The organism is Streptomyces sp. NPDC004327 (genome assembly GCF_042873935.1).
Classification (GTDB): Bacteria; Actinomycetota; Actinomycetes; order Streptomycetales; family Streptomycetaceae; genus Streptomyces.
In genome coordinates this window covers 363,606-374,890 of sequence record NZ_JBIAME010000010.1, presented here as the reverse complement: position 1 = coordinate 374,890, position 11,285 = coordinate 363,606, and the positions used below count along the sequence as shown (strand labels likewise).

13 protein-coding genes are annotated in these 11,285 nt (G+C 70.9%); 5 read left to right on the top strand and 8 right to left on the bottom strand.

Going from position 1 to position 11,285, the window contains the following annotated elements; translation table 11 throughout:
* Nucleotides 1-321 precede the first annotated feature (321 nt).
* Nucleotides 322-963, bottom strand: a complete 642-nt coding sequence (locus tag ACFYU9_RS31760; protein WP_389216960.1) for a DNA-3-methyladenine glycosylase — start codon at nucleotides 961-963, stop codon at nucleotides 322-324.
* A gap of 129 nt (nucleotides 964-1,092) precedes the next feature.
* Here ACFYU9_RS31760 and ACFYU9_RS31755 point away from each other — a divergent pair, with 129 nt between their 5' ends.
* From ACFYU9_RS31755 to ACFYU9_RS31745, 3 genes are all read left to right on the top strand, one after another.
* On the top strand, nucleotides 1,093-1,875 hold the full coding sequence (locus ACFYU9_RS31755) for a sporulation protein (protein WP_389216957.1): 783 nt from the start codon (nucleotides 1,093-1,095) through the stop codon (nucleotides 1,873-1,875).
* Between the two features lie 42 nt (nucleotides 1,876-1,917).
* On the top strand, nucleotides 1,918-2,451 hold the full coding sequence (locus ACFYU9_RS31750) for a YbhB/YbcL family Raf kinase inhibitor-like protein (protein WP_389216953.1): 534 nt from the start codon (nucleotides 1,918-1,920) through the stop codon (nucleotides 2,449-2,451).
* A gap of 164 nt (nucleotides 2,452-2,615) precedes the next feature.
* Nucleotides 2,616-3,122 carry an HNH endonuclease gene (locus ACFYU9_RS31745; RefSeq protein ID WP_389347058.1) on the top strand — a complete coding sequence of 169 codons (507 nt, stop codon included), beginning with the start codon at nucleotides 2,616-2,618 and terminating at the stop codon, nucleotides 3,120-3,122.
* Nucleotides 3,123-3,296: 174 nt separating this feature from the next.
* Here the strand turns inward: ACFYU9_RS31745 and ACFYU9_RS31740 are convergent, their stop codons facing one another.
* The 4 genes from ACFYU9_RS31740 to ACFYU9_RS31725 form a co-directional block, all read right to left on the bottom strand.
* Complete coding sequence (locus ACFYU9_RS31740; RefSeq protein ID WP_389216947.1) at nucleotides 3,297-4,070, bottom strand: sulfite exporter TauE/SafE family protein; 774 nt, start codon at nucleotides 4,068-4,070, stop codon at nucleotides 3,297-3,299.
* Nucleotides 4,071-4,197: 127 nt separating this feature from the next.
* Nucleotides 4,198-5,148, bottom strand: a complete 951-nt coding sequence (locus ACFYU9_RS31735) for an SPFH domain-containing protein (RefSeq protein ID WP_389216944.1) — start codon at nucleotides 5,146-5,148, stop codon at nucleotides 4,198-4,200.
* A 118-nt stretch (nucleotides 5,149-5,266) separates the two neighbouring features.
* On the bottom strand, nucleotides 5,267-5,695 hold the full coding sequence (locus ACFYU9_RS31730) for an NfeD family protein (protein WP_389216941.1): 429 nt from the start codon (nucleotides 5,693-5,695) through the stop codon (nucleotides 5,267-5,269).
* Nucleotides 5,696-5,766: 71 nt separating this feature from the next.
* Entirely contained in the window at nucleotides 5,767-6,564 is a 798-nt protein-coding gene (locus tag ACFYU9_RS31725; RefSeq protein WP_389216938.1) for an ABC transporter ATP-binding protein, read from the bottom strand.
* A gap of 166 nt (nucleotides 6,565-6,730) precedes the next feature.
* Between ACFYU9_RS31725 and ACFYU9_RS31720 the strand changes: the two genes are divergently transcribed.
* Nucleotides 6,731-7,519 carry a hypothetical protein gene (locus ACFYU9_RS31720; RefSeq protein ID WP_389216935.1) on the top strand — a complete coding sequence of 263 codons (789 nt, stop codon included), beginning with the start codon at nucleotides 6,731-6,733 and terminating at the stop codon, nucleotides 7,517-7,519.
* A gap of 300 nt (nucleotides 7,520-7,819) precedes the next feature.
* On the opposite strand, the gene ACFYU9_RS31715 is transcribed toward ACFYU9_RS31720, so the two are convergent.
* The 3 genes from ACFYU9_RS31715 to ACFYU9_RS31705 form a co-directional block, all read right to left on the bottom strand.
* Nucleotides 7,820-8,065, bottom strand: a complete 246-nt coding sequence (locus tag ACFYU9_RS31715) for a chaplin (RefSeq protein ID WP_389216932.1) — start codon at nucleotides 8,063-8,065, stop codon at nucleotides 7,820-7,822.
* A gap of 139 nt (nucleotides 8,066-8,204) precedes the next feature.
* Nucleotides 8,205-8,858: a response regulator gene (locus tag ACFYU9_RS31710; protein WP_389347079.1), complete on the bottom strand. Its 654-nt coding sequence runs from the start codon at nucleotides 8,856-8,858 to the stop codon at nucleotides 8,205-8,207.
* Nucleotides 8,859-8,901: 43 nt separating this feature from the next.
* Nucleotides 8,902-10,047 (bottom strand): GAF domain-containing sensor histidine kinase, encoded by a 1,146-nt coding sequence (locus tag ACFYU9_RS31705; RefSeq protein WP_389347056.1) that lies wholly within the window; start codon nucleotides 10,045-10,047, stop codon nucleotides 8,902-8,904.
* Nucleotides 10,048-10,479: 432 nt separating this feature from the next.
* Between ACFYU9_RS31705 and ACFYU9_RS31700 the strand changes: the two genes are divergently transcribed.
* Nucleotides 10,480-11,241, top strand: coding sequence for a transglycosylase SLT domain-containing protein (locus ACFYU9_RS31700; protein WP_389216926.1), 762 nt, complete (start codon nucleotides 10,480-10,482; stop codon nucleotides 11,239-11,241).
* Nucleotides 11,242-11,285: the final 44 nt, after the last annotated feature.

Below are 11,285 nucleotides of genomic sequence, written 5' to 3'. Positions count from 1 at the left end.
GTACCGACCCTCGCGGGCTTTCCTCCGGGCGCTTCCTTCGTTTCCGACTCTATCAGATCTTTCCGATCCGATTTCCTCGGTGCTTTCCGGTCCCGCTTTCTCGACTTTCGTCGTTTCTTTCGGGGCCTTCCGGCGTGTCCACTACTTTAGCGGATTTCCCTGGCGACTCATAATCGAGCCATGAGGAACAGATTTCGGCATGCCGAAATAGGCCCCGTTGGGATCCGTTGTCAGTGAGTGAGTGGCCGCTCCGGGAGGCTTGAGTAAGCACTGCCCGTCTCAAGCGGCTCGGGCCACGTTACGCGCCCGCCGGCGGCCGAGTCAAGCCGAGCGCTTCCTTGGTGTGTGGGCGCGATAGGGGCTCACGGTGTGGTCGCCGTCGATCCAGAAGCGCCAGGGATGCGGGGCGCCGTCGCCGCCGACGCCCGTGCGGGGGCCGCTGCGGATGAGGTCGGGGGCGGGCGGGGTTCCGTGGAGGATGCCGAGAGGGGCGTCCTCACCTGCGCAGGCGTCGGTGCCGTTCAGGGTGCGGGCGACGTCGAGCGCGGTGGCGAGGCGCGCCGGGCCTTTCGCGAGCTCGGAGTCGTAACGCGCGGAGAGCCGGCGCTTTCGGGCCTGCTCCGCGCCCTTCAGGATTTCGCCCGCGCGGAGCAGCACTCCGCTGGCCTCCCCCTCGGGGCCGCACACCAGATTCAGGCAGTGCCACATGCCGTAGGTGAAATAAACGTAGGCGTGTCCCGGCGGGCCGAACATGACGGCGTTGCGGGCCGTCCGGCCGCGGAAGGCGTGCGAGCCGGGGTCGATCGCGCCGGCGTACGCCTCCACCTCGGTGAGGCGGAGCTCGATACGGCCGTCCGGGGAGTTCCGTACCAGCGTGCGGCCGAGGAGATCGGGGGCGACCTCCAGGACCGGACGGTCGAAGAAGCTCCGCGGGAGCGGCATACGGTCGGGGCTCTCGCTCATGGCGTCCGAGCGTAGTGGGGAGGGGCGGGGAACCGGCTACGGTCGTCGGGCGTATGTAGGGGTCAGGACAGCGCAGGTCTGGCGCAATTCCGACGCGGTACAGAGAGCACAGAGAGAAGGAGTCGTTCCATGGGGTTCAAGAAGCTGCTCGCGAGCCTGGGAGCCGGTGGCGCTTCGGTGGAGACCGTGCTCACCGAGGAGAACGTCGTCCCGGGTGGCGTCGTCCAGGGTGAGGTGCGGATCCAGGGCGGTTCGGTGGCCCAGCAGATCGAGGGGCTGTCCGTCGGTCTGCAGGCCCGTGTCGAGGTCGAGAGCGGCGACTCGGAGTACAAGCAGGACATCGAGTTCGTGAAGGTGCGGCTCGGCGGGGCGTTCGAGGTGCAGGCCGGCGCGGTGCACGTGGTGCCGTTCGGTCTGGAGATCCCGTGGGAGACGCCGGTCACCGCGATCGCCGGGCAGCAGCTGCGCGGGATGCACATCGGGGTGAAGACGGAGCTGGAGATCGCCCGTGCCGTGGACTCCGGTGACCTGGACCCGATCAACGTGCACCCGCTGCCGGCGCAGCAGGCGATCCTGGACGCCTTCATCCAGCTGGGCTTCCGCTTCAAGAACGCGGACATGGAGCGCGGGCACATCCGCGGGACGCGGCAGCGGCTGCCGTTCTACCAGGAGATCGAGTTCTTCGCGCCGTCGCAGTACCGGGGCCTGAACCAGGTCGAGGTCAGCTTCGTCGCGGACGACCGGGCGATGGACGTCGTCCTGGAGATGGACAAGAAGCCGGGTCTGTTCACCGAGGGCAGCGACTCGTACCGCGCCTTCCAGGTGGGGCTGCACGACTTCCACACGACCGACTGGGCGGCGTACCTGAACCAGTGGCTCGCCGAGGTCGGCGGTCGCCGCAACTGGTTCTAGGCTCGGCCTCGTAAGGCCGTTCAGCGATACGGAGGTTCAGACGTGGCCGAGGGCAAGAGGGCACCGCTTCCCCATGACTTCCACCCGGAGGTGGCGTCGTTCACGGTGGTGAGCGACGACGTCGTCGAGGGCGGTGTGCTGAAGGACGCTCAGGTGTACGCGGCGGGGAACACGTCGCCGCAGCTGCGCTGGGAGGGGTTCCCGGCGGAGACGAAGAGCTTCGCGGTGACGTGCTTCGACCCGGACGCGCCGACCGGCAGCGGGTTCTGGCACTGGGTGCTGTTCGACATCCCGGCGTCGGTGACGGAGCTGCCCGCGGGCGCGGCCTCGGGGTCGTTCGAGGGTCTGCCGGCGGGTGCCGTGCACGCCCGTAACGACTACGGCTCCAAGGACTTCGGCGGGGCCGCCCCGCCGAAGGGGGACGGGCCGCACCGCTACGTGTTCACGGTGTACGCGGTGGACCAGGAGAAGCTCGGTCCGGATGCCGACGCCTCGCCGGCCGCGGTCGGCTTCAATCTGCGCTTCCACACGCTGGGGCGGGCGCAGCTCGTGGGTGAGTACGAGAACCCCGCTTAGAAGATTCGTTTGTTGTTTGCCCGCTTCTGGTCTTGGAGAGATCAGAAGCGGGCATCTTTCTTTGCGCAGATATTGCGTTGTCCTACCCGGCGCGCCCGGCCAGAGTTGATCCAAGCCCGGAGCTCCACGAGGGGGGCTGGGCCGGCACACGGGAGGTGGGCACAATGCGGGACACGCTGGTACTGAACGCGAGCTTCGAGCCGCTTTCGACGGTCACACTCAACCGTGCGGTGGTGCTTGTCCTGCAGGACAAGGCCGTCGTGGAGCAGGAGCACCCCGGGCTGCGGGTGCGGGCTGCGGCCGTGGACATGCCGGTGCCACGGGTGATCAGGCTCTGCCGTTTCGTTCGGGTGCCGTTCCGAAGACAGGCTCCGTGGTCGAGGCGGGGTGTGCTGGTCCGGGACCAACACCGGTGCGCGTACTGCGGGAAGCGTGCCACGACGGTGGACCATGTGGTGCCGCGGGCGCAGGGCGGTGGGGACCACTGGCTGAACACGGTCGCCTCGTGCGCGGAGGACAACCACCGCAAGGCGGACCGGACGCCGGAGCAGGCGGGGATGCCGCTGCTGCACCAGCCGTTCGTGCCGACGCCGCAGGACGCGATGCTGCTCGCGCTGAAGGCGGCGGAGCGCTCGGAGCTGCCGGAGTGGCTGGCCGCGCAGGCGGCGTGAAGCCGGGCGCATGAAGCCGGGACATGAGCCGGGCGCATGAAGCCGGGCGCATGAAGCCGGGCGCATGAAGCCGGGCGCATGAAGCCGGGCGCATGAAGCCGGGCGCATGAAGCCGGGACACAGACGTGCGGGCCCACTCCCTTCGCGGGGAGTGGGCCCGCGGTCGTGTGCGGGTTACCTCAGGGTGAGTTGGAGGATCGCGACGATGCCCACGGCGATGATGACGCCGCGCAGGACGGTGGGCGAGAGCCGCTTGCCGATCTTGGCGCCGATCTGGCCGCCGATGGTGGAGCCGACGGCGATGAGCAGGACGGCGGTCCAGTCGAAGTCGGCGACGAAGAGGAAGAAGACGGCGGCGATGCCGTTGACGACGGCGCCGAGGATGTTCTTGACGGCGTTGATGCGCTGCAGGCTGTCGTGGAGCAGCAGGCCCATCAGGGAGAGGTAGAGGACGCCCTGGGCGGCGCCGAAGTAGCCGCCGTACACGCTGGCGAGGAAGAGTCCGACGAGGAGGACCGGGCCGCCGTTCGGGTGGGCCTCGGTGCCGGCGGCCTCGCGGCGGCGCTGGACGGCGGCGGCGATGCGGGGCTGGAGGACGACGAGGACCAGGGCGAGGCCGATGAGGACGGGGACGATCGCGTCGAAGGCGTCGGACGGCAGGGCGAGGAGCAGGATCGCGCCGACGAGTCCGCCGACGAGGGTGACGCCGCCGAGGCGGAGGATCCGGGCCCGCTGGCCCTTGAGTTCGCTGCGGTAGCCGATGGCGCCGCTGACGGAGCCGGAGACGAGGCCGAGGGTGTTGGAGACGTTCGCGGTGACCGGCGGCAGGCCGGCGGCGAGCAGGACCGGGAACGTGATGAGGGTGCCCGATCCGACGATCGTGTTGATGGCGCCGGCGGCGGTGCCGGCGCCGAAGACTGCCAGTGCTTCCCAGATGGACAACGCCATCTCCTTAAGGGGTCAGTGAGTCGCCTCCCCGCTCCGTTGCGGCGGAGTCGAGGGGCTCGCACTGATCATGCACCAGGATCCGGGTTACGTGTACGTGTCACCCAACGCGGATCCGGCGGCCCAACCCTCAGTCGACGGTGGGCTCTTCGCGGCGCGCGGGGCCGTCGGCGGGCGGGGCGCTCTTGGTGTTGAAGCCGGGGGCGCCGGGGGCGACGTTGCCGAGGGCGCCGGAGAGGCCCTTGAGGGCGTCGCCGATCTCGCTGGGCACGATCCAGAGCTTGTTGGCGTCGCCCTCGGCGATCTTCGGGAGCATCTGGAGGTACTGGTAGGAGAGCAGCTTCTGGTCCGGGTCGCCGGCGTGGATGGCCTCGAAGACCGTCCGTACGGCCTGGGCCTCGCCCTCGGCCCGGAGCGCGGCGGCCTTGGACTCGCCCTCGGCGCGCAGGATCGCGGACTGCTTCTCGCCCTCGGCGGTGAGGATCTGGGACTGCCGGATGCCCTCGGCGGTGAGGATGGCGGCGCGCTTGTCGCGGTCGGCGCGCATCTGCTTCTCCATCGAGTCCTGGATGGAGGTCGGCGGCTCGATGGCCTTGAGCTCGACGCGGTTGACGCGGATGCCCCACTTGCCGGTGGCCTCGTCGAGGACGCCGCGCAGGGCCGCGTTGATCTCCTCGCGGGAGGTGAGGGTCCGCTCCAGGTCCATGCCGCCGATGATGTTGCGCAGGGTGGTGACGGTGAGCTGCTCGATGGCCTGGATGTAGCTGGCGACCTCGTAGGTGGCGGCGCGGGCGTCGGTCACCTGGTAGTAGATGACGGTGTCGATGTTGACGACCAGGTTGTCCTGGGTGATCACCGGCTGGGGCGGGAACGGGACGACCTGTTCGCGCAGGTCGATCCGGTTGCGGATCCGGTCGATGAACGGGACGACGATGTTCAGTCCGGCGTTGAGGGTGCGGGTGTAGCGGCCGAAGCGCTCGACGATGGCGGCGCTGGCCTGCGGGATGACCTGGATCGTCTTGATCAGGGCGATGAAGACGAGCACCACCAGAATGATCAGGACGATGATGATGGCTGACATCGTGTTCCCCGTGCCCTTCGCTGCCGGATTGATGACCAGATGATGATCTCGAAGATCGAGTTTCGCAGACCGCGGAGCGTCATGGGCGAGGTTCGGTCACTTGGGTCCCCCCGTCCCGTCACATGACGACGGCGGTCGCGCCGTCGATGTCGACGACGTCGACCTGTTCGCCGGGTTCGAAGCTCTGGCCCGAGTCGAGGGTGCGGGCGGACCAGACCTCGCCGGCCAGCTTGATGCGGCCTCCGCTGCCGTCGACCCGTTCCAGGACGACGGCCTGACGGCCCTTCAGGGCGTCGATGCCGGTGGCGAGCCGCGGCCGGTCGCCTTGGTGGCGGGCCGCGAGGGGGCGGACCACGGCGATGAGCGCGACGGAGACCACGGCGAAGACGACCACTTGGGAGACGACGCCGAAGCCGAGGGCGGCGGTCACCGCTCCGGCCACCGCGCCGACGGCGAGCATGCCGAACTCCGGCATCGCGGTGAGGACGAGGGGGATGCCGAGCCCCACCGCGCCGATCAGCCACCAGATCCATGCGTCGATGTCCACATGGTCATGGTAGGGCGGTGGGGTCGTACGTGACAGGGCGCCGCAGCTGTGCGGACCCGGCGCCCGCGGGGCTACTTGAGCGGCAGGCCCGTGGCGGTGTAGCGCTCGCCGTTGCGCTCGACGACGAGCGGGAGGCCGAAGCAGCGGGAGAGGTTGCGGGAGGTCAGCTCGGTCTCCATCGGGCCGGCGGCGAGGACCTTGCCCTGGCGGATCATCAGGACGTGGGTGAAGCCGGGGGCGATCTCCTCGACGTGGTGGGTCACCATGATCATCGAGGGGGCGATGGGGTCGCGGGCGAGCCGGCCGAGGCGGCGGACCAGGTCCTCGCGGCCGCCGAGGTCGAGGCCGGCGGCGGGCTCGTCGAGGAGCAGCAGCTCGGGGTCGGTCATCATCGCGCGGGCGATGAGGGTGCGCTTGCGCTCGCCCTCGGAGAGGGTGCCGAACCTGCGGTCCAGGTAGTCGCTCATGCCGAGGCGGTCGAGGAACGCCTTGGCGCGCTCCTCGTCGACCGGGTCGTAGTCCTCGTGCCAGGTGGCGGTCATGCCGTACGCGGCGGTGAGGACGGTCTGCAGGACGGTCTGGCGCTTGGGGAGCTTCTCCGCCATGGCGATGCCGGCCACGCCGATGCGCGGGCGCAGGTCGAAGACGTCGGTGCCGACGCCGCCGAGGCGCTCGCCGAGGACGGTGGCGCTGCCCTTGGTCGGGAAGAGGTAGCTGGAGGCGATGTTGAGCAGGGTGGTCTTGCCGGCGCCGTTGGGTCCGAGGATGACCCAGCGCTCGCCCTCCTTGACCGACCAGGAGACCTCGTCCACCAGAGCCCGTCCGTCGCGGACCACGGATACGTCCACCAGCTCCAGTACATCGCTCATGAGCGCGTTGTCTCCCCTTGTGGTCGAGTTCGGTCGTCGCCGTGCGCCGGTGGGCGTGGCGTCCAGGGAAAACCTACGCCACCGGCGGGCCGTGCCTGGCCCTGGGGGCTCGGTCGGGGCCGGGTTTGCGCCGTGGGGGGTGCCGGGAGTCCCTAGTCTTGGGGGCATGCTTTCGGAACCACGCTCAGGACGTCTGGCCGCCTGGGGCAATGCCCTGCTGGCCGGTGCGGTGTCGCCGGACGACGCGGCGCTCGCGATTGTCGGGGAGGACGCGGTGCACCGCGTGGCGGGGCTGCCGGGTGAGGCGGGGCCCGTGGGCCTGACGCTGGCGCTCGGGCGGCTGCGGCGGCTCGGGGTGACCGGGTGGCGGGTGGCGCTGCCGGCGCCGGGACATCCGCTGGGGCTGAGCGGTCCGCCGGAGTTCAACGCGCGGGCGCTCGACGCGGAGGAGGCGGCGGTCGGTTTCGGCGCGCCGTACGGTCTGGTGCCGGAGGTCTCGGAGGCGGGGCCGAAGGGCGATGTGCACGTGGAGGTCGTCTGGCACTGTCTGCCGGTGCGCCAGGCGCCGCCGGCGGACGTGCCGTCGCTCGGCGAGGCGGAGCGGGAGCTCGCGGAGGCGCTGCGCGAGGCGACGACGGTGCTCACCCGGCTCGACGTGGCGGCTTCGGGTCCGGCCGCCGACGCGGCCCGTGACGCCTACCGTGCCCGCGCCGAGGCCGGCCGCGAGATCCTCGCCCCCGGTTATCCCCCGCGCGCGGTCCGGGTCCTGGAGCTGGCCCAGCGCATCGGTCTCCTTGTCGACCTGGCGTACGACCACGGGCACGGCGGCGCGGTGAGCGCGGCCGAGATGGCGGCGCGGGGGGCGGCGCTGCGGCCGGTGGAGCGGACGGCGCGGCGGGCGCAGGTCGCCGCGTACAACGCGTATGTGGAGGAGAGGGAGCGGGACCGCTTCTAGGGTCCGCTCGGGGCGCGGGGCGGTGGTCGGGTACGGGCGCGGGGCAGAGGCCGGGTACGGGGGCCGGGTACGGTCGCCGGGCAGCGGTGGGCACGGAAGCCGGGCAGCAGCCGGCGGGCGCCCGTCGCGAGGCCACCGGTGTCACGTTGTCACGGCGCCGGGCGATCGGTGGCCCGGACGCGCACGGCGATCGGTGGCCCGGGAGGCGCGCGGCGTCGGCGGTGCGAGGAGTGCGCCGGCGGAACGGGCCCGGCCCCTGGGGGATCGTCCGGGGGCCGGGAGTTCTGGGGGCGGCGGCCGTCAGAAGTTGGCGGCGTCGTTGCCGAAGGCCGGGTTGAGCAGGCCGATCACGTTGATCGTGTTGCCGGAGACGTTCACGGGGACGTGGACCGGGACCTGCACCACGTTGCCGGAGGCGACGCCCGGCGAGTGGACGGCCCGGCCCTGGGCGTCCGCGCCGCCGTGGGCGGAGGCGACGCCGGCTCCGGCGGCGAGGATGCCACCGGCGACCATGGTGAGGGCGGCGGCCTTCTTGAGGTTGTTCACGAGAGGTTCCTCCTGGTGATCGCCGCGGCCGGTCCGCCGCGGCATGCCATGAAGAACGTCGCCACTCCCGCCCGGTTACGCCATGTGGGGGACATACACCCGACTGTATGAAGAGGTGAACGGCCGTGCCCCGGGAGGGTCACGTGGTCAGGCCGTGCCGTACGGCCCAGAGAGCCGCCTGAGTGCGGTCGGCGAGGTCCAGCTTCATCAGGATGTTCGAGACGTGCGTCTTGACGGTCTTCTCGGAGAGGACGAGCGCACGGGCGATCTCCCGGTTGGAGCGGCCGTCCGCGATCAGGCCGAGCACCTCCCGCTCCCGCTCGGTCAGCGTGGTGCCGCGGCCCGTGCCGCCGCCCTGGCCGTGGTCGTCCTGGCTGAGGAGCGCCTCGGCGACCTCGGGCTGGAGCAGGACGTGTCCGGCGTGGACGGAGCGGATGGCGCCGGCGAGGGCGTCGGGGTCGATGTCCTTGTAGACGTATCCGCTCGCGCCGGCGCGCAGCGCGGGGACGACCGTGCGCTGCTCGGTGAAGCTGGTGACGACGAGGACGCGGGCCGGGTTGCCGAGCTCGCGCAGCCTCTTCAGCGCCTCGATGCCGTCGGTGCCGGGCATCTTGACGTCCATGAGGACGACGTCGGGCCGCAGCTCCTCGGCGCGGGCCACGCCCTCGGCGCCGTCGGACGCCTCCCCCACCACTTCTATGTCGTCCTGGACCTCCAGGAAGGTGCGCAGACCGCGGCGGACGACCTGGTGGTCGTCGACGAGCAGGACCCGGATCGCCTTCCCCTCCCCCACGGCCGTCCTTCTGTCGCCGCGCTCCGCGCCGCTCCTCTTCTCCTCAGCCACCGGGGACCTCCATCTCGATCGTGGTGCCGTGCCCCGGGGCCGAGGTCACGCTCAGTGCGCCGCCGACGCCGGCGGCCCGGTCGCGCATGGAGACCAGGCCGAGGTGGCGGCCGGCGCTGCGGACGGTGGTGGGGTCGAAGCCCTTGCCGTCGTCGGCGACGGTCAGTCGCGCGCCCTGGCCGCTGCGGGCGAGGGCGACGGTGACCAGGCCGGCGCCGGAGTGCCGCAGCGCGTTGTGCAGGGCCTCCTGGGCGACGCGGAGCACGGCCTCCTCCTGGGCGGCCGGCAGCGCCCGTATGCCGGTGGCGTCGAAGGTGACGCGGGCGGAGTGGGCGCGGTCGAGGACCTGGATCTGGGTGCGCAGGGTGTGGACGAGGCCGTCCTCGTCGAGGGCGGCGGGGCGCAGCTCGACGACGGCGGCCCGCAGCTCGTCGGCGGCCTCGGCGGCGAGCTCGGCGACCTGCTGGAGCTCGCCCTTGGCGCGGGCGGGGTCGCGGTCGACGAGGGCGGCGGCGGCCTGGGCGGTGAGCCGGAGCGAGAACAGCTTCTGGCTGACGGCGTCGTGCAGCTCGTGGGCGAGGCGGGAGCGCTCCTCGGCGATGGTGAGCTCGCGGCTGCGCTCGTAGAGCCGGGCGTTGGTGAGGGCGATGGCGGCGTGCTGGGCGAGGAGGGTGAGCAGCTCCTCGTCCTCGGCGGTGAAGCCGCAGCTGCCCTCGGGCTTGGGGCAGCGCTTGTTGGCGAGGAAGAGGGCGGCCAGGGTCTCGTCGCCGTCGCGGACGGGCAGGCCGAGGAAGTCCGACATCTCGGGGTGGGCGGCGGGCCAGCCCTCGAAGCGGGGGTCCTTGCGGACGTCGCCGAGCCGCTCGGGCTCGGCCTTGTCGAGCATGGCCGCGAGGATGCCGTGCTGGCGGGGCAGCGGGCCGATGGCGCGCCACACGTCGTCGCTGACGCCGTCGACGACGAACTGGGCGAAGCCCCCGTGGTCGTCGGGGACGCCCAGCGCCGCGTACTCGGCGTCGAGGAGCTCGCGGGCGGAGGCGACGATCGTCTTGAGGACGTCGCGGACCTCCATCTGGCGGTTCATCGCGAGGAGCGCGCTGCTCACGGCGGCCAGGCCCGAGCTCGGTCGGTGGGTCATGGAATCACCGTACCGGCGGGGTGTGACGGTCCGTATCCGTCCGCGGACGGCGGCGCACCGGGTCCCGGGGACCGGGACCAGGGACCTAGGGCCGGTCTCGCGGATCGTTCCCGGGGCACCTCACCGTGCGCATTGCTCACGCAACCGCCGGTGAGCTTGTTACGTGGCCGATGTGAGCCCGCGCATAGGACCCACATCACTTACGAATCCCCCTAGTGGACGCGTAAATGCCGGATTAATCCGGACCTAACCGGTCCAGATGTGGTTCCGGCGCGCTCCCGTGGGGCCCCTGATCCACTACCCGGGATCGTACGTCACACCTTTGCCACAGGATTTTGCTGCCGCTAAGAATTGCGTCCGTCGCCGCCGATGCGAGGCGCAGCGCCGCCCCCGGCCTGAGCGACCCCCTGCGATTCGAAGAGGTATTCCTGCATGTCTGCGAACACCCCTGGCCACAGTCGTGGTCTCAAGAAGACCCACAAGGCCGCCATCGCCGGTGTCGCCGCTCTGAGCGCCGCCGCGCTGGGCTTCACCCTCGTCCCGGGCAGCAACGGCTCCACCCAGACCGAGCCGCAGGCCCTCGCGAACACCCAGCAGGTCGCCTGGTCGTACGACGCCAACAGCCCGCAGGCCAAGGCGCTCGCCTCCAGCCTCAACGAGCAGAGCTCGACCTTCGCCCTCAAGGCGAAGCAGGAGGCCGACGCCAAGGCCAAGGCCGCCGCCGCCGCGAAGGCCGCGAAGGCCGCCGAGGCGAAGAAGAAGGCGGAGGCCGAGAAGAAGGCCGAGGCGAAGAAGAAGGCCGAGGCCGACGCCAGGAAGCGCGCCGCGCAGAAGGCCGCCGCGAACCGTTCCACGGTCCGCAAGCCCGTCTTCGCGAACAACCTCGACGGCTGGATCCGCGAGTCCCTGTACATCATGGACAAGCACAACATTCCGGGTACCTACAACGGCATCTACCGGAACGTGATGCGCGAGTCGAGCGGCAACCCGTTCGCGATCAACAACTGGGACATCAACGCCATCAACGGCGTCCCCTCCAAGGGCCTGCTCCAGGTGATCTACCCGACCTTCAAGACGTACCACATCCCCGGCACCAAGTTCGACCAGTACGACCCGGTCGCCAACATCGTCGCCGCCTGCAACTACGCGGCCGACCGCTACGGCACGATCGACAACGTCAACAGCGCGTACTGAGCCGGCCGGAAGACCCCCAGGGGTTCCTCCGCGACGCCGAAGGG

Bases quoted from the DNA above. Each gene is read 5' to 3' on its own strand.
- ACFYU9_RS31740 (WP_389216947.1), bottom strand. From the start codon at position 4,070: ATGGCGTTGTCCATCTGGGAAGCACTGGCAGTCTTCGGCGCCGGCACC.
- ACFYU9_RS31720 (WP_389216935.1), top strand. From the start codon at position 6,731: ATGCTTTCGGAACCACGCTCAGGACGTCTGGCCGCCTGGGGCAATGCC.
- ACFYU9_RS31735 (WP_389216944.1), bottom strand. From the start codon at position 5,148: ATGTCAGCCATCATCATCGTCCTGATCATTCTGGTGGTGCTCGTCTTC.
- ACFYU9_RS31705 (WP_389347056.1), bottom strand. From the start codon at position 10,047: ATGACCCACCGACCGAGCTCGGGCCTGGCCGCCGTGAGCAGCGCGCTC.
- ACFYU9_RS31725 (WP_389216938.1), bottom strand. From the start codon at position 6,564: ATGAGCGATGTACTGGAGCTGGTGGACGTATCCGTGGTCCGCGACGGA.
- ACFYU9_RS31755 (WP_389216957.1), top strand. From the start codon at position 1,093: ATGGGGTTCAAGAAGCTGCTCGCGAGCCTGGGAGCCGGTGGCGCTTCG.
- ACFYU9_RS31760 (WP_389216960.1), bottom strand. From the start codon at position 963: ATGAGCGAGAGCCCCGACCGTATGCCGCTCCCGCGGAGCTTCTTCGAC.
- ACFYU9_RS31700 (WP_389216926.1), top strand. From the start codon at position 10,480: ATGTCTGCGAACACCCCTGGCCACAGTCGTGGTCTCAAGAAGACCCAC.
- ACFYU9_RS31745 (WP_389347058.1), top strand. From the start codon at position 2,616: ATGCGGGACACGCTGGTACTGAACGCGAGCTTCGAGCCGCTTTCGACG.